Here is a 21,625-nt window from a genome sequence, read left to right as displayed (position 1 = left end):
TGATCTTACGCCGAGACGGCGACGCGGGAGCCCACCGCGATCGACCGCGCCCGTGGGGGCGGCAGGAGGGGTGTCACCTCACCGGCAGCCAGACCTCGCCCGTCCCCGTGTCCCGGGACAGACGCACCTTCCAGCATCCGGCCTTCGGGAAAACGAGTCCGGTTCCCCACTCGTCGCCCGGCCGCTTCCAGTTCGACCCACTGTGTTCCTCCGGTCCGAACGCGAACGTCGCCCGAGTCCCGTCGGGGTGCGTGGCGGAGACCCGGAGAGGTCCGCTGCCGGTCATCCGCCAGGCGATCTTGACCGTCTTCCCCGTGGGGAACGGCAGAGGTGCGAACAACAGGCCCCACAACTCCGCGTCCCGGGCCGCTCCCCGTACTTCCGGGAGCGCCGTCGTTTCCGGGGATGGTGAGGGGGAGGGAGAGGCGCACGCGGATCTGTCACTCACGGCGACGGAGTCGGTTGTCGTGGCGCTCTTCGAGGGCAGAGGTGTCTCCGAGGCGCCCGCCGTGCTCGCCCGGGGTGGGGAGGCAGCACAGCCTGCCACCAAGATGAGCACCAGGGTCGCTGCCGGCCATCGCATGTCGTCTCCTTGTCGTCCCCCCTCCTACCTCGCCGCACCGGTGAAGGTTCCCGGAACGCAGGGGCCGGGTTCTGGCGGGGAGCTTCCGTGGAGACGTCCCCCAGGGACCGTCACGTTTTTCGGTCGCGGCCGGGTTGAGACGGGACGTCCTCGGTGGAGGTGCCGCCCGAATTCGGGGCCGCCGCGGCTTCGGCCGCAGGTCCCGTCACCGGTCGCGACGCCTCCGCCACCCGCGTCTCCAGGCGAGCAGGGCGAACAGGCCCATGGAGATCCCTCCGGCGGTCGCGACCAGCGGGTCCGGCGGGTCGAAGACCGCCGCGAAGCCGATGGTCTCCATGGCCGCCATCACCGTGTAGATCGAGACCAGCCCGGTGCTTCTCGCGGCGGGATCGGCCACGATGTGATCGATCAGGGCCATGACCAGCAGGGACACCAGCAGCCATCCGGCGAAGTTGCCGACGGGCACGCCCCGGTAGGGGCCGGGGTCGTGCCAGGTCCACAGGTTCAGCCGGATCATCTGCGGATCCAGGAACAGGTCCCAGGCGGTGAGCGCCAGCGCCCCCAGCGCGAGCCGCCCCGCCCGGCTTTCCGGGGCCGCCGCCGCGGCCGTGGCGTGGGCCGCCAGCCCCATGCCGCCCCACGCCAGCGCGACGATCACCGGAACCCCGCCGAGCTGTGGCCAGAGCAGGCCGCTGTAGCCGTAGTCGCCGAACGGCAGGCCCGTCCTGACGCCGATCCACTCGGCCGCGTAGCCGGTCACGACCACGGCGCCGAACGCCGCGACCGCCCTGGGGAGGGTGTGGGCCGTGGTGGCGAAGGCCAGGGCGCCGGCCGCCAGGAGGAGCACGACCGTGCTGGTCAGCCGGATCGGCTGCGGGTGAAGTCCCGTCGCGACCTGAGCGGCGACCATCGCGAGGAGCAGCGCTCCGCCGAGCACGCTCGCCGGTCGCGGATCCCTGACCGCTCGCAGGCCGCTCACCGCTCGCAGGCCGTACGTTGCTCGCAGGCCGCTGGCCGCTCGCAGAGCGTACGCCGCTCGTGGACCGTTTGTCGCCCGCGGGCCGATCGCCGTTCGCGGGGTGTCCGCGGTTCGCGGGTCGTCCGGGGACGGCCTCCTCCGGATCGCGCGTCTCACCGCTCCGAGACCGAGACGTCCGCCGTTCACCCCTGTGCTGTGCCCTCTGGAGGGTCAGTCCAGCGGCAGGCGCCGGTCAGGTTCGCCTCCAGATTCGTGGCGACCCTTGAGCCCGGCAGGCCGGCCGCCAATCTCGGCCACGACCTGTATCGCCGGGTCCGGCTGCCGGCTCTGCATGATCAAGAAGGTCTGGAGCGCGCGGCGACGGCGGCAAGCGTTCAGATCTCAAGGTTCCGGCGGATCTCCGGTCAGTGCCTTTGCGGGACCTCCCACGTGGCACGGAGGCCCCGGTCCATCGGACCGGGGCCTCCGTCGTCATCGAGATCGGTGGATCAGCGGACGTAGACGGGAGAGGTCATCGCGACCATCGCCGCGTCGTACGGGCACAGGTTCGCGCCGAGGTCGATCGCTCCGCACAGCGGGGTCTGCTCGAGCAGGTCGTTGCCGAGGCGCAGCTCGGCGCGCAACCAGCCCGGCTGGGCCGGGGCGGTGAACTCGATCGCCTTGTCGCGCGTGAGGTGCTGGTCGAGCAGCGTCTGGCCGTTGGCGAGGACGCGCAGCGAGCCGTCGGTGAGCGGGTCGAGCGAGCGCACGTGCAGCTTCTCGCCCGGGCGGACGTCGTCGCCGATGACGGGCACGAAGCGCCCGCCGCGCTTGCCCTCGATCACGAGGGGGCTCCCGCCGGCGGACGGCGGCAGCACGGACACGCTGGTGCGGCCTGCGCGCAGCGCCTCGAGCACGGCGCCCTGCGAGCGGTTGCGCGCGAGTACCCAGGTGGTGGGATAGCCGGCGCCCTGAGGCTGCGCGTACTGCGTCTGGGCGTCGCTGCCGCCGGTCAGGGCGACGCGTGCGCCGCGCTGCAGCCAGCAGTCGAGGTAGTCCTCGGCGGCGCGGATGCTCGAGCTCGGGTTCCAGACCTCGATCGTGTCGGGCCGCACGTCGAACCCGTAACCCCAGGTGAGCGTCGAGGCGTCGCAACCGGCGAACTTCTTGGTGATCTTGGAGCCGGGGTGGTCGATCTGGAAGAGGCCGCCCTTCGCGCGCGCCTTGTCCGCGAGCGCGTTGATCGCGGCGGCGGAACCGTCGCCGTTGTCGAGCAGCTTGTCCACGCCGAGCACGTGGGCCTCGCCCTTGACGTGGTCCTCGTAGCCGGGGATCGCGAGCACGCCGTGGCTACCGGAGCCCGGAGCCTTCGCCGAGCGGACGTCGTTGTCGTCGGTGACCGCGAGGTAGTCGAGGCCGCGGCTGCCCGCCTCGTCGAAGCGCGAGCGGACGTCGACGCCCTGGCGGAACGGGTCGGCCTCGCTCGCAGGGTCGGTCCCGGCGCAGTAGACGTCGCTGGAGAAGCAGCTGTGGACGTTCAGGTCGCCCGCCAGCCAGCGGCCGCCGGTGGTGCTCAGGTCGCTCTTGGGCGCCTTGGGCGTGCCCGCCTGCCTGCCGTCGTTGACCCAGATCGGGCTGGAGTACGCGACCGGGCGCCCGTCGCGGAGGACCCGGAGGAAGTACCAGGCGTCGTCGCCCGCCTTCAGCGAGGCGGTGAGCTGGTCGCCGGTCGCGCTGGCGACCACCTTGCCGCCGTTGCTGACAAGCTCCAGCTGCAGCGGCGTGCTCGAGCCGCGGACGTGCGCGTCGATCGCCAGCGGACGCTTGCCGTTGGCGTGGATCCGCTCGCCCATGGTGTGACCGTCGATCGTGAAGTCCAGTCGCAGCGCGTTGTCGAGCACCGCGTAGAAGCGGCGGTCGGCCATCGCGCTCTTGATGTCCTTCTCGGTGTTGGCCTTGGCCAGGACGACGGTCTTGGCGTACTGCGAGCCGCCCCAGTCGTCCGTGCGGTCGTGCCCCTTGTCCTCGGCGCCGATCGCGCCGACGTGCCAGCCCTTGTCGAGCGCGTGGGCGTACCAGCCCTCGGGCGGGGCGTTGTGCCCGGGCGCCGAGCCGAAGTCGCTGCCGCCGTTGAAGACCTCGATGCCGGCCATCTGGTCGTCGGCCTTCGGGAAGTACTTGAAGTCCTCCCAGCCGAAGCCGAGATCGCTGCGGACGTCGCACTTCAGCGGGCCGCACAGCGTCTTGTCGCCGGGGTGGTTGAACACCGCCAGGCCGTCCTTGCCGGTGGTCGTCAGCCAGTCGTAGAAGCGATCCATCGCGATGGTGCCGCCGTCGGTCTCGGGCAGCGAGTTCTCGCGCGAGAAGTAGACGTTGATGTGGCCCATGCGGTCCGAGGTCCACTCGAACCCGCGGAAGCCGACGAAGTCCTTCGCGGGGTCGGTCGCGGCCTTGGCCTGCTCGAGCTCCGCGTCCCACTTGCGCAGCGCGTCGAGCGGGTTGACCGGATCGGCGTTCTGGCAGCTCGGCGCGACCCGCGGGTCCAGGCACTCCTCGTTGAAGGTGAACGGCGAGTTGACGTTCGAGGTGTGCTCGCTCGAGCCGACGAAGTTCAGGTCGTGCTTGTCACGCCCGGACTCGAAGTAACCGGCGGGCCGGGAGCCGGGCCATCCGTCGGAGTAGCCGCTGTGCTCGTGCAGTGCGCCGATGAGCTCGCGCTCGTGGGGCGCACCGGGGTGCTGTGCCGTGACGACCGGGGCCTTCGCCGTATGAGCGTCGTCTGCCGCGCCGGGGGTTGCGAGAGCGGGGCTCGCGGCGACTACGAGGGCGAGCGCGCCCGCGGCGGCGGTAACGAACAGCGCGCGGATGCGCATGTGTTCTCCGTCTGTTGGTTAGGGACGTCCTGCCTCGGAGGAGAGGTGGACCGATCCACCCTTCACCCGGGCGATGGCCCCCGGATGACCTGGACCTGAACGCCGGGCGAGGCTTTCCCTCGCGCGGTCGCGTCCCCGTGGCGACGCGTGACGGCCCGCCCCGCCGCACAGGGGACGTCACGGGCAAACCGCGGACTCCATGAACCCGGGCGGGCCTCTGGCGCATCGCGGCTGACGAGGATAAACCCCCGGATAGACCCCTCGGACCCGATTGTGGCACTTCACGGGCATTAATTTGACTGCCCAGTCAGTCAAAAGTTGGGGGATTTGTCAATATAAGTGCGATTTATAGCAGATTCGCCCGAAAAGTGAACATATGACTCAAGTGTGTTACACGATTTTTCTTGACATGTTTGCGAAAACATCCACAAATTGTCCCTTGGCGAACACGCCGCTTGAATCCCCCGAACAACTCGAGTCAAGGAACACACTTGGCGTTCATGCCCTCCGGCACGCCGCGACTGCTCGCTGTCGCGGTAGCCCTGGCGGTACTCGCGGTCACCCCGCCGACGTACGCCACCACCCAGCTCGCTGCCGCCCCAACCGCCGAAAAGCCGGACAACGGCACCCCGGCGACCCCCACGGCAGGCTCCCGCACCATCACCCTGATCACCGGTGACAAGGTCACCGTGGGATCCGGGGGCTCGGGGACCGGTACCACCTCGGTGCGGGGGCCCGACGGCGAACCCGTCGCCGCCCACGTCGTCACCGTGGGCAAGGACACCTTCGTCTATCCCGACAGCGCGATGCCCTACATCGCCGCCGGGTCGCTCGACAAGCGCCTGTTCAACGTCACCCGTCTGCTGGCCGACGGCTACGACGACGCCCATGTCGACCACCTTCCCCTGATTGTCACCTACGGGAACGCCGCCGCCGGCCTGCGTGCCCAGGCGGCGCCCGAGGGCTCCACCAGGGTCCGCACGCTCAGCAGCATCCAGGGTGCGGCGGTGACCGAGGACCGCGACAAGGCCGCGGACTTCTGGGCCTCGCTCACCGGTGGCCAGGTCGCGGCTCAGGCCCGCGGCAAGAACGCCGGACCCGTCTTCTCGGGCGGCGTCGCGAAGGTGTGGCTGGACGGCAAGGTCAAGGTCGACCTGGCCGACACGGTGGCGCAGATCGGCGCCCCCGAGGTGTGGGCGTCAGGCAACACCGGCCAGGGCGTCGACGTCGCCGTCCTGGACACCGGCATCGACACCGGACACCCCGACCTGGCCGGCCGGATCGCCGAAACGGCCAGCTTCGTGCCCGGCGAGGAGGTCACCGACCGGTACGGCCACGGCACCCACGTCGCCTCCACGATCGTCGGCACCGGCGTCGCCTCCGGCGGCACGGAGAAGGGCGTCGCGCCCGGCGCCGACCTGCACGTGGGCAAGGTCCTCAGCGACCAGGGCCAGGGGCAGGACTCCTGGATCATCGCGGGCATGGAGTGGGCCGCCCGCGACCAGCACGCCAAGATCATCAGCCTGAGCCTCGGCAGCGACTCGCCCACCGACGGCACCGACCCGATGAGCCAGGCCGTCAACGCGCTCAGCGCCGAGACCGGCGCGCTCTTCACCATCGCGGCGGGCAACTCCGGCCCCTACGACCACACGGTCAGTGCCCCGGGCGCCGCGGACGCGGCGCTCACCGTCGGAGCGGTGGACACCTCCGACCAACTCGCCGAGTTCTCCAGCCGCGGCCCGCGACTGGTCGACGGCGCGCTCAAGCCGGAGCTCACCGCACCCGGCGTCAACGTGCTGGCCGCCCGCTCCCAGTACGACTGGCAGGGCGAGGGCTACTACACGACCAAAAGCGGCACCTCGATGGCCACCCCGCACGTCGCGGGCGCGGCCGTGCTCCTGGCCGCCACGCACCCCGACTGGACCGGGGCGCAGCTCAAGGACGCGTTGATCAGCACGACCAAGGCCACCCCGGCCTACACCCCGTACGAGGCCGGCGCCGGTCGCCTGGACATCGCGGCCGCGACCAAGAGCACCCTGTTCGCCACCGGCTCCGCCTATCTGGGCATCCACCCGCTGGGGGACGAGCCGGGCGGCAAGACCGAGCGGAAGGTGACCTATACCAACACCTCCGGCACCGACGTCACGCTCGATCTGGCGTTCCAGGGCTCCGACGCCCCGGCCGGGCTGCTGTCGCTGTCCGCCTCCAAGGTCGTCGTCCCGGCGCACGGGAGCGGCACGGTCACGGTCACCGCCGACCTGGACCGCACCTCGGACAAGCACAGCTACAGCGGACGGATCGAAGCCACGGCCGGAGGCTCGGTCCTCGCCCGCACCGTCGTCGGGGTCAGCACCGAGGACCAGCCCCACCACCTCGTCGTCAATGCCAAGGACCGCGACGGCGCCCCGATGTACGGATGGGTCAACCTCCTGCGGGAAGGCGACCCGGCCGGTTCCTACTACAGCTTCATCATGGGCTCGGGATCCATCGACGTCCTGCTGCCGGAGGGCACCTACTCGGTGTGGATGTGGGGTGAGGTGCGAGGCACCCACGGCCCCAGCTCCCTCGGCATGGCCCTGCTCAACGCCCCCGAGGTCACCGTCGAGGACGACACCGTCGTGAACCTGGACGCCGCCACCGCGAGCGAGGTCAAGGCCGTCACGCCCCGGGAGACCGCCGACGCCGAGACCCGGGTGGACTACTACCGGTCGCTGGGCGACACGTCCTCCGTCGAGGACTCCATGACCCTCGGCACGGAGTACGACAGCGTCTGGACGCAGCCCACGAAGAAGGTGAGGAAGGGCCACCTGTCCGTCGCCACCCGCTGGCGCAAGCAGCAGCCGTTCCTGTCGATCACCTCTGGGAAGCAGTCCTACGACGACCTGTGGATCCAGCCCGGGGCGGGGCTCCTGCCCGAGGGGAAGGAAGATCTCAACGCCGTCTTCGCCGGTGCGGGCAACCCGGCCGACTACGCCGGGCTCGACGTCAAGGGAAAGATCGCGGTCGTGCGCTACGGCGACACCGACGACCAGGTGCCCGCCGCCGTGGCGGCCGGAGCGAAACTGCTGCTGATCGTCAACGACGAGTACGGACGCCTTCGCGACGCGATCCGCAGGACCCTCCTGACCGTGGCCTCACTGACCAGGGACGAGGGCGAGGAGCTCATCTCCCGGCTCGGGAAGGGCCCCGTCCGGCTCCACGTGGAGTCCAACCCCGCCACCGAATACCTCTACGACCTGGTTCGCCGCTGGGACGGCGCCATTCCGGGCAACCTGACCTACCAGCCGAAGCAGCGTGACCTGGCCCGGGTCGACGTCGACTTCCGCGACGATCCGGCGGACGAGGTCGACGAGTACCGCTTCGACATCTCCCCCTACACGAACACCAAGATGGGCTACACGATCCTGAGCCGGGCGGGGCGCAACCGCACCGACTGGGTCACCGCCGACGGCGTGAAGTGGATGTCGGAGGCGAACATCGCCAGAAAGACGTTGCAGTACGCCGGGGAGCGGTCCTACAAGGCGGGAAGCACCACCTACGAGCAGTGGTTCGGCCCGATCCAGCGTCCGAGGATCACCAACGCGATCGCGCTCCCGACGCGCACCGGCGACAATCTCCAGGTCCAGGCGCCCGGCTGGGGTGACTCCGGCGCCGACCACGCGGGCCTCGCGGCCTACGGCCAGCTCGAGCAGTCGATGGCCCTCTACCGGGGAGACGCCCTCGTCACGCAGACGGACGGCCCCGCCCTCGGCGTGGATCTGAGCCCCGGCAGGCTTGCCTACCGGCTCGTCACCACGACCGAACGCGACGCCTCGCTGTATCCGTACTCCACCCACACGCAGACCGCGTGGCGCTTCACCTCGGCGACCGCCGGGTCCGACACGCCCGCGCCCCTGCCGCTGGTCCAGCTCGACTACACCGTGAACACAGACCTGACCGGCAGAGCCTCCCGCTCCGCCGCCCTGACCCTCACCCCGTCCCACCTCCCGGGAGGACCCGCCTCCACCACGATCCGCTCCGCCGGCCTCGACGTCTCCTACGACGACGGCGCCACCTGGAGCAAGGAGCACCCGAAGCAGACCGCTGACGGGTGGGAGATCAAGCTGCACGCTCCCTCCCGCGCCCAGTACGTCACCCTGCGGGCTCAGGCCCAGGACAAGCAGGGCAACGGCGTCGAGCAGACGATCACCCGGGCCTTCGGCCTGAAGTAGCCGGACGCCTCTCCACCTGCTCGCCCGTGTCCCCGGTCTGTGCCACAGACCGGGGACACGGGCATGATCGGCTGTGGGGGGTACGGGCTCCGGATCCGGGAGCGGGCGTCCCCACCGCCCGCTGCGCCCGGTCCTCTCCGGGAGTGGATTTCTCACCGCCGACATGCCCGGTCCTCGACACACCCCCGGGCGCTGACCATTGGAAATGGCGCGGCATATCATGATGAGTACGGTGTGCCGTCCGGCGGTGGATCCCGTCAGGACCTGCCCGCTCACCGCGCTCCCGGACGCCGGTGTGGCCGTCCGGTCGTCACGCGGGCCGACTCCGCCTCGGCGAGGCCTGAGCCGGGAGACGCCGTACCACCGGGTGCGGGTGAATACCCGGGCGTACGCGCCGGCCGGGAACCACGGAGGCCGCGCAGCCGGAAAGGGGGCCTGGAATGCGCTTCGACATGATCGTGGAGACGCCGCAGAGGTCGCGCAACAAGTATGAGATGGACCCGGCCAAGCAGAGGATCCGTCTGGACCGGCTGCTGTTCACCTCGACCGCCTACCCCTACGACTACGGGTTCGTGCCCGGCACCCTGGCCGAGGACGACGACCCCCTCGACGCCCTCGTGCTCGGCGAGAGCCCGACGTTCCCGGGCTGCGTGATCAACGTCCGCCCCGTGGGGGTCTTCTGGATGCACGACGAACGCGGACCCGATGCCAAGGTCCTGTGCGTGCCCGCCAACGACCCCCGCTTCGCGAACATCCAGGACATCCAGGATGTCCAGGCCTACGTGCTCAACGAAATAGGCCACTTCTTCGACGTCTACAAGGACCTCGAACCCGGCAAAAGCACCAACGTCCGCGGCTGGGAATCGCGTGCGGAGGCCGAGGCCGTGGTCTCCCAGGCCGTGAGCCGCCTCTCGGGGGCGCCTTCGGGCGCGGTGTGAAGGACGGCGGCCGCCGGGTTGAGGAATGCCGGCCCGGTGCCGTACGCCCACACCGTGCTGGCGGCTAAGCCCATGCGATACATCCCGGTGGGAGGCAGAAGACCTCGGCGGACGGCACGACGAGGCGTGGCCGCAGTGGTACGCCGAGCATATGACCCGCACCCTGGCCGAGGGCGGCTACCGCATCGTCGGCCCGTCGGCCTGACCGACCGGCCACCGCCGCCGGCCGTGCCGGCGAGGTCCCCCCTCGCCGGCACGGTCAGCCCATGGCCGACTACACGGGAGCCGAACGGCTGGTTGTTTTATGTAAAATAGGTAGGAAATAGCTACTTTCGTCCTATCGGGAACGTCCGTTTACGTTAGGGACATGTCGTCGCGAGAGCTTCGCCGTCCGCGTCGAGTGGCACGAAAATCGGAAAGAGTTCTGGATGACCAGGCACGAGGTGGACGTCGTCGTCGTGGGCGGCGGGGGGATGGGGTCGGCGGCCGCGTGGCGGCTGGCCGGTCGTGGGGTCGACGTGGCGCTGCTGGAGCGGTTCGAGGCGGGGCACGTGCGCGGAGCCTCGCATGGGGCGTCCCGGATCTTCCGTGTCTCCTACATCGAGCCCGCCTACATCAGGCTCGCCCAGGAGGCCGAGGGATTGTGGCGGGAGCTTGAGGCCGCCTCGGGCGCCTCCCTGCTCACCCGCACCGGCGGAGTCGACCACGGGCGGACGGCGGATCTCGGCCTGCTGGCCGAGGCGGTCGAGGCGGAGGGTACGCCGGGTGAGTGGCTCGCCCCCGAGGAGGCCGCCGAGCGCTGGCCCGGCCTGCGTTATGACGGCAGGGTGCTCTTTCATCCGGCGGGCGGGCGGCTGCACGCCGACGACGCCGTGTCCGCGCTCCAGGCGCAGGCGGCCCGGCTGGGCGCCGTCGTCCGGCACGAGACGCCGGTCACCTCGATCACGGTACGCGGCGACGACGCCGTCGAGGTGGTGGCGGGGGAGGACGTCTACCGCGCGAAGAGAGTCGTCGTCGCGGCCGGAGCGTGGGCGGAGAAGCTGCTTGGCGGACTCGTGGCGCTGCCGCCGCTGCGCATCACGCAGGAGCAGCCGGCGCACTTCGCCCCGCTGCGCGACGACGTGGCGTGGCCCAGCTTCGTGCACCACCTCGACGAGGAGTCGCTGAAGGCCACGGGGTACCTGAGCGGTGTGTACGGCCTCGGGACGCCCGGCGAGGGCGTCAAGGCCGGATTTCACGGCACGGGTCCGGTGGTCGACCCCGACGACCGCGACTTCCAGCCGGAGCCCGCCCAGCTGCGCATCCTGCGTGAGTACGTCCGCGCATGGCTGCCCGGTGTCGACGCGGACGCCCTCACCCCGATCAGCTGCACCTACACCACGACGCCGACCTCCGACTTCGTCCTGGACCGAGTCGGTCCCGTCGTCGTGGCGGCGGGCTTCTCCGGGCACGGCTTCAAGTTCGTTCCGGCGGTCGGACGGATTCTCGCCGACCTCGCCCTCACCGGCGAGCGGCCCGACGCGCGCTTCGCGCTGAACCGCCCGCCCGTCGCCAACTGACCTCCCGGGCCTGCCGCGCGACGGTTGCCGAAGCCTCCGCCGGCGGCGACCCGATCACCGATCGCCTACGACCACTGATCACTTGGGAACCGCTCGTCTAGAGCCGGCGGGGAGGGGCGGTGGACTTCCGGTTCACGAGCGTGAGCGGCAGCAGGATGGACCGCGCCGATCGGCTCGGGGCTCGCAGTCGCTCCAGGAGCAGGTGCGCGGCCTCGGCGCCGACCTCGTAGTGGGGGATGCGCACCGTCGTGAGCGGAGGGCTCAGCTTGTCGACGAAGGGCATGTCGTTGAAACCGACGACGGAGACGTCGTCCGGGCACGACAGCCCACGCTCCGCCAGGGCGTCGTAGCACCCGAGTGCGAGAAGGTCGTTGCCCGCCAGGACGGCGGTGAACTCGACCCCGTCGTCGAGGAGCTCGGTGACCGCCTTCGCGCCCGCGGCCTCGGCCCACGCGGAACAGAGCTTCAGGCGTGACGGGGAGTTCTCCAGGCCGTGGTCCTCCAGCGCCTGCCGGAAGGCCCGCAGGCGGTTCACCCCGGTGGAGAGGTCCTGGGGACCGGCGAGATGGACGATCTTGCGGTGGCCGAGTTCGACGAGATGGCGCATCGCCATCGCGACCCCGCCGGCGTCGTCGCCCGTCACCGAGGGGATGTCCGACATCGCGAGCCTGCGGTTCACCAGGACGGTGGGGGTCCCGATCGCCGCCAGCCGCTCCAGGAGCGGGTGATGGAGGCGTGCCGTCGCGAAGACGAAGCCCTCGACGCTCCGGTTCTGGAGGGACTCGACGGCGGCCGTCTCGCGGGCGGGGTCGTTGTCGGTGTTGACGATCCAGGCGTTGTAACCGACGCCGCCGAGCACGTCCTCGACGCCCCTGACGATCGGCGGGAACAGCGGGTTGGTGAGGTCGGGGATGACCAGGCCGATGCTTGAGGAACGCGCCGTCTTGAGGCTGCGGGCGATGGGGTTCGGCTGGTAGCCGAGGGAGTCCGCGACGCGGTGCACCCGCTGCGCCGTCTCATCGTTGACCAGGTGGCGCGTCTCGGGATTCAGCGCGCGGGAGGCCGTCGCCGGGTGGACGCCCGCCTCGTTGGCCACGTCCTTGAGCGTCGGCCGCCGTACCGCGGACCCGGCGTGGACGCCGGGCTCCGTGGCGGGAGGCGGGGGAGGCGTCACGGCGCGGCTCCGGGCAGGAAGCGCTCGTCCAGGAGTCCGGTGTCGTGGCGCAGGGCGTTGGCGAGGCCGGCCGAGCCGGCATGGTGGCGCATCCGCAGCGTCACCAGCGTGTCAAGCGACTCCCGATCCACGCGGCCGTCGGCGACGAGCCCCTCCTCGGGGTCGGCGAGCAGCTCGACGTACCGCCGGACGTCGTCGTCGCCCAGCCCCATGAGCTGGGCGGTGACCGATGACGCGCACTCGTGGAGATGCCCGGAGGCCAGCCGGCCCGAGGTGTCCACGATCACGCCGACCAGCGCCGCGAGCCATTCCTCCTGCCGCTCCGCCGTGCTCGCCAGGACCGTCCCGACGTACGGGCCGATCTCCTTGGCCCGTGAGAGCCTGTGGCAGCCGGCCCGCTCGGCGTGGAGGTCGTTTCCCGCATTGAGAACGGTCACCGCACACCGGCCCTCGGCCAGCGCCTCGGCGCGCCGGGGGGTCGACCCGAGCGCGGCGACCTCGCAGTCGATCCCCGCCTTGACGCCCTGCCGCGCGAGCAGCTCGTAGGCGACGAAGGCGAAACCCGAGGTGGGGACGTCGACGCCGAGGACGCCCCCGCGCAGCGAGTCGATGTCCTCCACCCCCGGGGCGGTGAACAGCGACAGCCCGAGCCCGCGGTCCACGGCGGCGAGGATCCGCAGGTCGCTGGTGTGCCCGAGGGGGTTGTCCGCGACGAACCGGTAGGCTAGGACGTTGTCCGGGCTGGTGATGACCGCGTCGAGCTCGCCGGCGAGCAACGCGGCGAACTGCTCGGGGGAGTTGCGTGCGGGCACCTGGGTGATCGTGAGCCCGGCGGTGTCGAGTGCTCCGGTCGCCGTGGCGACGCCGAGCACCACGGACGGGCTGAACGTGCCGATCCGCAACGTACGCATGGTTCCACCTCCTCGATAACAGGGTATAGCAAACGATTGCTGCTTTATGAGGATACGAGTCGCCGCGCTTGAAAGACGGGAGTCGCGGCAATTCGAAGATCCGGCCGCTCCGGGCGATGTTACCAAGTATCACCTCGGGGGCGTGAGTGATCACCCCTCTGTAGGCGGTCGTCGGCGGTCGGGATCCGGCCGCATCGGACGGTGAAGCCGTCGGGTGAGAAGTTATTGACGCCATCGTCATCATTCGATAACGTGCCGCAAACGATTGCAGTGTGAATCGCGTCACAGCCGTTCGCGCCGGCACACCAGCGCCGCGCACTGGTTGAGCAAGGAGCTGAAATGGTGCACGTCGGGTCTCATCAAACCGATCATCCGGCCAGGGAGCGCGCGAGTACCGTCGGATCCACGCTGATCGAGGCGGTCGAGGTCAGTGCGGGATATGACAACCAGCGCGAGCGCACCCGGCTGATCGCGCTGCGCGACATCTCCCTCACCGTGATGCAGGGCGAGTTCCTGGCCATCGTCGGCCCGTCCGGGTGCGGCAAGACCACTTTGATCAACATGATTGCCGGGTTTGTCAAACCCCTCTCCGGAGTGGTCAGGGTGCGGGGCGCGGAGGTCAGCGGCCCCGGAGCCGATCGCGCGATGGTGTTCCAGGACTACGCGCTGCTGCCCTGGCGGACCGTTGAGCGCAACGTGGAGTTCGCGATCGAGAACCGGCGGGGACACGTCCCGAAGGCCGAACGCCGGCGCCGGATCGCCAGTGCCCTGGAGCTGGTGGGACTGGTCGGTTTTGAAAAGTCCTATCCGCACGAGCTCTCCGGAGGCATGCGCCAGCGGGTCGGCATCGCCAGGGCGCTGGTCGGCGAGCCCGAGATCCTGCTGATGGACGAGCCGTTCGGCGCCGTCGACGCGATGACGCGAGAGGCCATGCAGGCCGAGCTGGAGAAGATCATCGCCGAGACCCGGCAGACGGTCGTGTTCATCACCCACTCGATCGACGAGGCCATCACCCTCGGCGACCGCATCGTCGTGGTGTCCAACCGCCCGGGAACGATCCGGGAGATCATCGACGTCGACCTGCCGCGCCCCCGGTTCGACGAGCGCAACGACGTCAAGCGATCGGCCAGGTTCGGTGAGATCCGCAGCCACCTCTGGGCACTTCTCTCGGACGAGGCGCTCGGCGCCAAGTCGGGATCCGTCACGCAGCAGGAAGGTGAGACCCGATGACGCACGTCGTGCCGGCCGATCAGAGCACGCAGCGGGCCGCGCAGACCGAGACGATCACCGTCAGCAGGTACGCACCGTTCAGGAGCGTGGCGATCACCATCGTCAACCTCACGGTGTTCTTCCTGATCTGGGAGCTCATCGCGCGTGCCGAGCTGATCAACGCGCTGTTCTTCCCCAAGGCGTCGGAGATGTTCGCCGCCATCTACAACGGTTTCGCCGACGGGACGATCTGGCCCGAGCTGTCGCACAGTATCTCGAACTTCATGATCGGGCTGGCCATCTCCATCGTCATCGGCATCCCGGTCGGCCTTCTGATGGGCGCGAGCAGGGTCGCGGACCTCATCCTGAGCCCCTACGTCTGGGCGATGGCGTCGCTGCCCCGAGTCGCCCTGATCCCGTTGCTGATCCTCATCATGGGGTTCGACAACTCGATGCAGCTGACCATCATCGTCCTCTCGGCCGTCTTTCCGATCATGGTCAACTGCATGGCCGGCGTGAAGACCGTCGACCCCTCGCTGCTACGGGCCGGACGGGTGTTCGGGACCAGCCGCCTGCAGACGTACACCAAGATCATCCTCCCGTTCACCCTGCCGTTCGTGATCTCGGGGGTGAACCAGGGAATCGCTCGCGGCCTCGTCGGGATGCTGATCGGCGAGCTTCTCGGCGGAGGCGGCAACGGCCTCGGCTTCCTGCTCGATCGGGCCGGCGACCAGTTCGACGCGCCGATGCTGTACGCGGTCCTGATCCTTCTCGCCGTCATGTCCGTGGGCCTCATCCAGTCCATGCGCTGGCTCGAGCAACGCGCCGCGCCGTGGAGGGACACCGCACGCACGTAAACGATGCCGCCCCCCAGCCACAGACCCAGACCTCGCATCGGCAGAGCAGGAGTCAAGCGAATGAACAGATTCACCAGACGCATCGGAGCGGTCGGCGTGCTGCTCCTCCTCGCGGGTTCGCTGGCCGGATGCGGTAGCGGCGGTGACAGCGGCGGCGCCGGCGGCGCGAGCAGCGGGCCCATGGACGCCACCAAGGCCGGCCTGCCGAAGAGCGCCGACGACATCAGCGGGACGATCGACAAGACCAAGGTCAAGAAGAACCTCGTGGTCGGGGTGGACAACCCGTACTACCTCTTCCACCATGACATCGACGTCGCGCTCGCCAAGGGCTACTTCAAGGAGTTCGGCATCGACTCGGTCGACATCAAGACGATCGAGGACCCTCTGCCGCCGCTCATCGGCGGCTCGCTCGACCTGGCCCTGTACGACACCGACACGGCGATCGCCGCCGCCAAGAAGAGCGGTCAGGGCCTGCGGTTCCTCTCGGTCTACCTCGGTGGCGAGGCGAACGTCCTGGGGGTGGGCAAGGGGATCAACACCGGCGCCGACCTGAAGGGCAAGACCATCACCGGCGGCCAGTTCGGCAGCCGCAACGACGCGATCATCCGTCAGCTGCTCCGGGACAACGGCGTCGAGCCCGACAGGGACGTCAAGATCGTCAGCACCGGCGGGCAGTCGAACGAGCGCCTGCAGTCGGTGATCGCCGGCACCGTCGACGGAGCCAGCATCCAGCTGCGCCACCGCACGGTGCTGGAGAAGGCGGGCGGCAAGGTCCTGTTCGAGGAGACTCGCGAGGTGCCGCAGAGCGGCTGGTCGGCGAACAAGCTCCTCCAGGAGAGCCCGGAGACCGTGACCGCGTTCCTCGCCGCCACGCTCAAGGCCCGTCAGTTCATCACCGACCAGGCCAACAAAGACGAAGTGCTCACCATCATGCGCGACAAGAAGTTCGAGATCCCGACCGAGTACGCGGACGCGTACGCGGCGGAGAACGCGCCGGACTACCACGTGAGCGACGGCGGGTTCAAGCCGGCGGACATGGACAAGTTCATCAGTGACCAGATCACGTACAAGACGGTTCCCGATGGCACGGACTGGCGCCAGTACACCTATCTCCTCCCGCTCTGGCGCGCGCAGAAGGCTCTGGGCCTGCCGCTCAACCCAGCGCTCGCGGACATGTGACCGATGCGCGTGAAAACGGCTGAGGCGAAGAACCTCCGGCTGCTCGCACACCACGATCTCGGCGGCAAGGGCGACGGGATGCAGGTGATGCGGCACGAGGACGTCGTGTACGTCGGCCACGCGGGGACGTCGAGGGCGGGCACCTCGATCCTCGACGTCTCGGACCCCCGGCATCCGAAGCTCATCGACCAGTGGCCGGCGCCGGACAACACGCACACGCACAAGGTGCAGGTCGCCGACGGCCTGCTCCTGGTCAACCACGAGCGTTTTCCGTACCGGCCCACCGGGCCGCTGGGGCCGCACTCGGCGGGCCTCGCGGTGTACGACCTCGCCGATCCGTCGGCGCCGCGGCAGATCGGGTTCTGGGAGTCCTCCGGCAAGGGCGTTCACCGGATCGTGTGGCAGGGCGGGCGGTTCGCCCACCTCTCCGTCACACCGGACGGCTTCACCGACCGGATCTGGATGATGCTCGACATGTCGGACCCTCGCCATCCGGTGGAGGCCGGCCGGTGGTGGTGGCCCGGTCAGTGGACGGCGGGGGGCGAACAGCCGGCGTGGCCGGAAGGACAGCGGCACGCCGCACATCACGCGCTCCTCGACGGCGACCTCGCCTACCTCGGCTACGACGACGCGAATCTCGTGGTCCTCGACATCGAGGACCCCTCCCGTCCCCGGGCGATCGGGTTCTGCCGGTGGGAGGGCGGTGCCACGCACACGTGCCTTCCTCTGCCCGGCCGGAACCTGCTCGTCGTCACCGACGAGCAGCAACACGACGGACCACACGCTCCGGAACGGCGCATCCACCTGATCGACGTCCTCGACCCGGCGAACCCGCGGTATCTCTCTGCCCTTCCGGAGCCGAAGGGCGACTTCGCCGGGCTGCCCATGCGCTACGGGCCGCACTGCCTGCACGAGAACCGTGAGGGGTCGTTCCAGAGCGGGCGTCTGATCTTCGCGACGTATTTCAGCGCGGGTGTCCGGGTCTACGACCTGGAGGATCCCGGCCATCCACGCGAGATCGCGCACTGGGTCTCGCAGACACCGCCCGGTCAGGCCGCCCCGCAGGCGAACGACCTGTTCGTCGATCGCGACGGCCTCGTCTGGGTGACCGACCGCACGAACGGAGGGCTGTTCGTCCTGGAGCCCGGGGGCGAACTCGCCGCCTTGATGTAGACGTGCTCCTGTCCGAGCCGATCCGCGGGATCGGGGTCCCGGGACTGTCCGGCCGAGAATCAGCGCTAACGACTGAGCCGCGGATCAGAGGGTGTTTCGGTCGGCGAGGCTGTCCCGGGTGGTCCATCCGCGCCTGCGCCGAAGGCGTACTAAGAGCTCTTTGCGTCTTCGGCCAGGCCTCGGTTGCGGAGATGGGCCAGAGAGCCGACGTACTTGAGCATCAGACGGGCGAGCTCCAGGCGGTCGTGTTCCGACCAGTCGGCGGTGATGTATTCGAACGCCGAGCGCTGGTGGCGACGGAAGCGGGCCATGAGCTCGGCGCCTTCGGGGCTGAGCCGCAGGACGGTGCGGCGGCCGTCCTGTTGGGAGGCGGCGCGGATCAGGTAGCCGGCCTTGATGTTGTCGGTGACCATTCGGCTGGCCACCGAAGGATCCACGGCCAGGAGTTCGGCCACCGCCCCGACGGTGATCTCCTTGCCGGAGTCCTGGGTGTGCTCCATGACGATGTTGAGCACGAGGGTCCGGCTCAGGTCCTTGGCCGAGATCGGGTTTTCGACCTCCAGCAGTGACGTGCGGCGCAGCTTGGAGAACGCGGTGCCCACGGCGTCCAGCAGCTCGTCGGCCGTTCGTGGCTCGCTCGTCGTCATGTGCCCATCGTATATCCGTGAACCTTCGAAGACATGTGTTGACGCGAAAATATATGCATGTCAGCATGCATATGCGTAAAACCATGAACGGAGAAGATCATGACCATCCTCATCACCGGTGCCCGTGGCAAGGTCGGCCAAGCGATCATTTGCCGCCTCCACTCCGCAGATGTTTCCGTCCGCGCCGCCAGCGCCAATCCCGCTGAACTGACCGTTCCCGCCGGCGTCGAGGTCGCCGAGCTCGGGCTCAACCGGCCGGAGACCTTCGAAGCCGCGCTCCGCGGCGTCCGCCAGGTGTTCCTCTACCCCGAGCCCGAGGGCATCGACGCCTTCATCAAGGCCGCGGAGGCCGCGGGCGTCGAGCACGTCGTCCTGCTGTCCTCCTCCTCGGTCCTCGACCCCGGCGCCGAGACCGACCCGCTGGCCTCACGCAGCCTCAGGGTCGAGCAGGCCCTCGCCTCCTCCGACCTCGCCTGCACGTTCCTGCGCCCGGACGCCTTCGCCAGCAACGCGCTCGGCTGGGCCTACTTCATCGGCCGGAACCTGCCGATCCGGCTCGCCTACCCGGACGCGGACATCACGCCCATCCACTCCGAGGACCTCGCGGACATCGCCGTCGAGGCCCTGAGCGGCGGCTCCCTCAAGGGCCGCTCGGTCACCCTCACCGGCGCGCAGTCGCTCACCTTTCGCGAGCAGCTCGCCGTTCTGTCCGAGGTCCTCGAACGTGACATCCCCGTCGTGAAGATCACTCACGCCGAGGCCGAGCAGCAGATGAGCCGGTACATGCCCGCCCCGGTGGCCGCTTCCCTGCTCGCCCTCTGGTCCGCCGCGTCCGCTCGTCCCGCCGCCATCGCCGACACCACCCAGACCCTCCTCGGCAAGCCCGCCCGCAGCTTCCAGCAGTGGGCACGTGAGAACGCCGCCGCCTTCACCCAGCGCTGACCCCGCCGGTCCTCCGTTCAGGCGAGCGCCCCTTCCTTCCCTTGAGGCCTCCCCATGTCCACCCTCCTGGCTGCCGTGCCGCCGCATCACTGAGGAGCACCGATCATGAAACCCATCGGCTACTGGCTCAACCGCACCGACGAAGCCCTCACCCACCACATGAACGGCATGCTGGACGAGTTCGGCCTCACCCGGATCGCCTGGCAAGTCCTCAACGTCGTCGAAGACACCGCTCAGATCTCGGACACCGACGTCCTGTCGGCCCTCGCAGCCAACGCCGATGTCCCCACCCTGACCGCCGTCATCGAAACCGTGCTCGCCGACGGTTGGGTGACCCGCCCCACCTCGGATCGGCTCACCCTCACCTCCGACGGCCGTCGGCGTCTGGCCAAGGTCGCCGAACGCGTCAACGCGTTTCGCGAGCTGTCGATGTCTGGCATATCCACGAACGAGTACCTCACGGCCGTGGGCGTCCTCGAGCGCATGACCCACAACATCGAGGCCCACCGGACAGGAGACGCGGCCGGCTGAACTCAGTCCAGGATGATGCGCACCGGGTTCCGGCGCAGCCATTCGTCGAGGCTGAGCACCAGCTCGACGCCGCGTCGGGCGATCGTCGCGAGCTCGGTCTCCTCGTACGCGAAGGAGCCCAGCATCCGGGTCATCCCGGTGTCGAGGAGCGGCAGGAGCGGCGAGTCCCGGTCGTCGAGCGCCTCGTTGAGGCGGACCCGCAGGGCGGGGTCGTACGCCGGGTCCTGCACCGTCGGATAGGCGCTCTTGCGGCGCTCCAGCACGGAGGCCGGCAGCAGATCGGCGACGGCGGCGCGCAGCAGGCTCTTCTCCCGGCCGTCGAACGTCTTCATCGCCCACGGCACGTTGTACATGTACTGGACCAGCCGGTGATCGCAGAACGGTACCCGGACCTCCAGCCCGTTCGCCATACTGGTGCGGTCCTTGCGGTCCAGCATCCCCCTCAGGAACCGGGTCAGGTTCAGATAGGAGATCTCCCGCATCCGGCGCTCGGTCGCGTCGGCGCCCGGGAGATGCTCGACCTCCGCCAGCGCCTGACGGTAGGCGGCGTCGCGATAGCCGACCAGGTCGAGAGACTTGGTCAGACCCGGCTCGAAGAGACTCATGGAACTCTGGCTGCCGCCCTCGTCGCTCGGGTTGAGCGCGGCCATCCAGGGAAACGTGCCGGCGTTGACGAGGGCGGGATCGTGGAACCACCGGTAGCCGCCGAACACCTCGTCGGCCGACTCGCCGGACAGCGCCACCGTGGAGTGCTCGCGGACGGCGCGGAACAGCAGGTACAGCGACACGGTCATGTCGCCGAAGGCAGACGGCAGGTCGCCGGCGACGAAGGTGCGGCTGCGGTTGATCGAGTCCATCAGGTCGCCGGCGCTGAGCACGATGTCGGTGTGTACGGTGCCGGTGTGCGCGACCATGTCCCGGACGAAGGGCATGTCGTGGGCCGAGCGCAGGTCGTCGGAGTGGAAGTTGTCCGCCTGCCCGACGAAGTCGACGGCGAAGGTGCGCAGCGCACCGGCGCCGCCGGACACGTGCTGGGCGAGAGCGGTCAGCGCGGACGAGTCCAGCCCGCCGGAGAGCAGCACGCAGAGAGGTACGTCCGCCACGAGCTGCTGCGCGGTGATCTCCTCGAGCAGACCGCGGACGGTGCGGATCGTGGTCGGCAGGTCGTCCTCGTGCTCAACGGTGGTGAGCTGCCAGTATCGCCGTCTGCGCAGCCCACGGTCGTCGACCCGGATCAGCTCTCCCGGCAGCACCTCGTACACGCCTCGATAGATTCCGTGGCCGGGCGTGCCGGCGAACGACATCAGCTCGCGCAGCCCCTCGCTGTCCACCTCCGCCGGCGCCGCCGGATGGGCGAGGATCCCCTTGAGCTCGGAGGCGAACATCACGCCGTCCGGCGTGGGTCGGTAGTAGAGCGGCTTGACGCCGAGCCGGTCGCGCACCAGCAGGAGCCTGTGCTCGACGGCGTCCCAGAGCCCGAAGGCGAACATGCCGATGAGATGGTCGACGAAGGACTCGCCCCACTGCAGGTAGGCGTTCAGGACCACCTCCGTGTCGCTGGTCGTCCGGAACCGGTGCCCGTGTCCCCGCAACTCCTCGCGTAACTCCGCGAAGTTGTAGACCTCGCCGCTGTAGGTGATCGTGGCGACGACCTTGCCATCCCGCTCGACGGTCATCGGCTGCGCGCCGTGCGCCAGGTCGATGACGGCCAGTCGGCGGTGGCCGAGGCCGACGTTCCGGTCAAGCCAGATTCCCTCGGCGTCCGGGCCGCGAAGCGCCATGGTGGCCGTCATCGCACGGACGGTTGCGGCTTCCTGCCGAAGGTCTCGGGCAAAGTCCACCCAACCGACAATTCCACACATATTTATCTCCACGCGTTG

Annotated in this window: 16 protein-coding genes; 9 read left to right on the top strand and 7 right to left on the bottom strand. The window is 69.5% G+C overall.

What is annotated here, in order from left to right; genetic code table 11:
• Positions 1 to 73: 73 nt before the first annotated feature.
• The 3 genes from DKM19_RS49765 to DKM19_RS49760 all read right to left on the bottom strand — a co-directional run bounded on the left by DKM19_RS49765 (position 74) and on the right by DKM19_RS49760 (position 4,414).
• Entirely contained in the window at positions 74 to 583 is a 510-nt protein-coding gene (locus DKM19_RS49765; protein WP_162641770.1) for a hypothetical protein, read from the bottom strand.
• A 205-nt stretch (positions 584 to 788) separates the two neighbouring features.
• The gene (locus DKM19_RS26355; RefSeq protein WP_239513599.1) at positions 789 to 1,562 is read right to left on the bottom strand and encodes a carotenoid biosynthesis protein; all 774 of its coding nucleotides are present in this window, start codon (positions 1,560 to 1,562) and stop codon (positions 789 to 791) included.
• Between the two features lie 488 nt (positions 1,563 to 2,050).
• Positions 2,051 to 4,414: a CehA/McbA family metallohydrolase gene (locus DKM19_RS49760; protein WP_162641769.1), complete on the bottom strand. Its 2,364-nt coding sequence runs from the start codon at positions 4,412 to 4,414 to the stop codon at positions 2,051 to 2,053.
• A 500-nt stretch (positions 4,415 to 4,914) separates the two neighbouring features.
• On the opposite strand from DKM19_RS49760, the gene DKM19_RS52795 reads away from it, so the two are divergent.
• The 3 genes from DKM19_RS52795 to DKM19_RS26335 all read left to right on the top strand — a co-directional run bounded on the left by DKM19_RS52795 (position 4,915) and on the right by DKM19_RS26335 (position 11,122).
• Entirely contained in the window at positions 4,915 to 8,625 is a 3,711-nt protein-coding gene (locus tag DKM19_RS52795) for a S8 family serine peptidase (protein ID WP_110705992.1), read from the top strand.
• A 440-nt stretch (positions 8,626 to 9,065) separates the two neighbouring features.
• Positions 9,066 to 9,563 carry an inorganic diphosphatase gene (locus DKM19_RS26340; RefSeq protein WP_110699080.1) on the top strand — a complete coding sequence of 166 codons (498 nt, stop codon included), beginning with the start codon at positions 9,066 to 9,068 and terminating at the stop codon, positions 9,561 to 9,563.
• 428 nt (positions 9,564 to 9,991) lie between these two features.
• Positions 9,992 to 11,122 carry an FAD-dependent oxidoreductase gene (locus tag DKM19_RS26335; RefSeq protein WP_110699078.1) on the top strand — a complete coding sequence of 377 codons (1,131 nt, stop codon included), beginning with the start codon at positions 9,992 to 9,994 and terminating at the stop codon, positions 11,120 to 11,122.
• Between the two features lie 97 nt (positions 11,123 to 11,219).
• Here the strand turns inward: DKM19_RS26335 and DKM19_RS26330 are convergent, their stop codons facing one another.
• Both DKM19_RS26330 and DKM19_RS26325 read right to left on the bottom strand, forming a co-directional pair.
• On the bottom strand, positions 11,220 to 12,296 hold the full coding sequence (locus tag DKM19_RS26330) for a LacI family DNA-binding transcriptional regulator (protein WP_110699077.1): 1,077 nt from the start codon (positions 12,294 to 12,296) through the stop codon (positions 11,220 to 11,222).
• Positions 12,293 to 13,207, bottom strand: a complete 915-nt coding sequence (locus DKM19_RS26325) for an ABC transporter substrate-binding protein (RefSeq protein WP_110699075.1) — start codon at positions 13,205 to 13,207, stop codon at positions 12,293 to 12,295. The genes DKM19_RS26330 and DKM19_RS26325 overlap by 4 nt, the downstream gene beginning before the upstream one ends.
• 339 nt (positions 13,208 to 13,546) lie before the next feature.
• On the opposite strand from DKM19_RS26325, the gene DKM19_RS26320 reads away from it, so the two are divergent.
• Genes DKM19_RS26320 through DKM19_RS26305 form a run of 4 tightly spaced genes read left to right on the top strand, consistent with a single transcriptional unit; the run spans position 13,547 to position 17,625 of the window.
• Positions 13,547 to 14,437: an ABC transporter ATP-binding protein gene (locus DKM19_RS26320; RefSeq protein ID WP_110699073.1), complete on the top strand. Its 891-nt coding sequence runs from the start codon at positions 13,547 to 13,549 to the stop codon at positions 14,435 to 14,437.
• Entirely contained in the window at positions 14,434 to 15,273 is an 840-nt protein-coding gene (locus DKM19_RS26315) for an ABC transporter permease (RefSeq protein WP_110699071.1), read from the top strand. Before DKM19_RS26320 ends, DKM19_RS26315 begins: the two co-directional genes overlap by 4 nt.
• 60 nt (positions 15,274 to 15,333) lie before the next feature.
• Entirely contained in the window at positions 15,334 to 16,452 is a 1,119-nt protein-coding gene (locus tag DKM19_RS26310) for an ABC transporter substrate-binding protein (RefSeq protein ID WP_162641767.1), read from the top strand.
• Between the two features lie 3 nt (positions 16,453 to 16,455).
• A complete protein-coding gene (locus tag DKM19_RS26305; RefSeq protein ID WP_110699067.1) occupies positions 16,456 to 17,625 on the top strand; it encodes an LVIVD repeat-containing protein in 1,170 nt (389 codons plus the stop codon).
• Between the two features lie 149 nt (positions 17,626 to 17,774).
• Here DKM19_RS26305 and DKM19_RS26300 read toward each other — a convergent pair whose 3' ends face one another.
• Positions 17,775 to 18,272 carry a MarR family winged helix-turn-helix transcriptional regulator gene (locus DKM19_RS26300; protein ID WP_110699065.1) on the bottom strand — a complete coding sequence of 166 codons (498 nt, stop codon included), beginning with the start codon at positions 18,270 to 18,272 and terminating at the stop codon, positions 17,775 to 17,777.
• Positions 18,273 to 18,371: 99 nt separating this feature from the next.
• Here DKM19_RS26300 and DKM19_RS26295 point away from each other — a divergent pair, with 99 nt between their 5' ends.
• Both DKM19_RS26295 and DKM19_RS26290 read left to right on the top strand, forming a co-directional pair.
• A complete protein-coding gene (locus DKM19_RS26295; RefSeq protein ID WP_110699063.1) occupies positions 18,372 to 19,214 on the top strand; it encodes an NAD(P)H-binding protein in 843 nt (280 codons plus the stop codon).
• 105 nt (positions 19,215 to 19,319) lie between these two features.
• Positions 19,320 to 19,745, top strand: a complete 426-nt coding sequence (locus DKM19_RS26290; protein ID WP_110699061.1) for a MarR family winged helix-turn-helix transcriptional regulator — start codon at positions 19,320 to 19,322, stop codon at positions 19,743 to 19,745.
• Between the two features lie 2 nt (positions 19,746 to 19,747).
• On the opposite strand, the gene asnB is transcribed toward DKM19_RS26290, so the two are convergent.
• Positions 19,748 to 21,607: an asparagine synthase (glutamine-hydrolyzing) gene (asnB, locus tag DKM19_RS26285; protein WP_110699059.1), complete on the bottom strand. Its 1,860-nt coding sequence runs from the start codon at positions 21,605 to 21,607 to the stop codon at positions 19,748 to 19,750.
• Between the last annotated feature and the right edge of the window lie 18 nt (positions 21,608 to 21,625).

The organism is Streptosporangium sp. 'caverna' (genome assembly GCF_003203775.1).
In the GTDB taxonomy this organism is placed as follows: Bacteria; Actinomycetota; Actinomycetes; order Streptosporangiales; family Streptosporangiaceae; genus Streptosporangium; species Streptosporangium subroseum.
The sequence above is the reverse complement of the archived record's forward strand: the minus strand, read 5'-3'. Positions and strand labels throughout refer to the sequence as shown.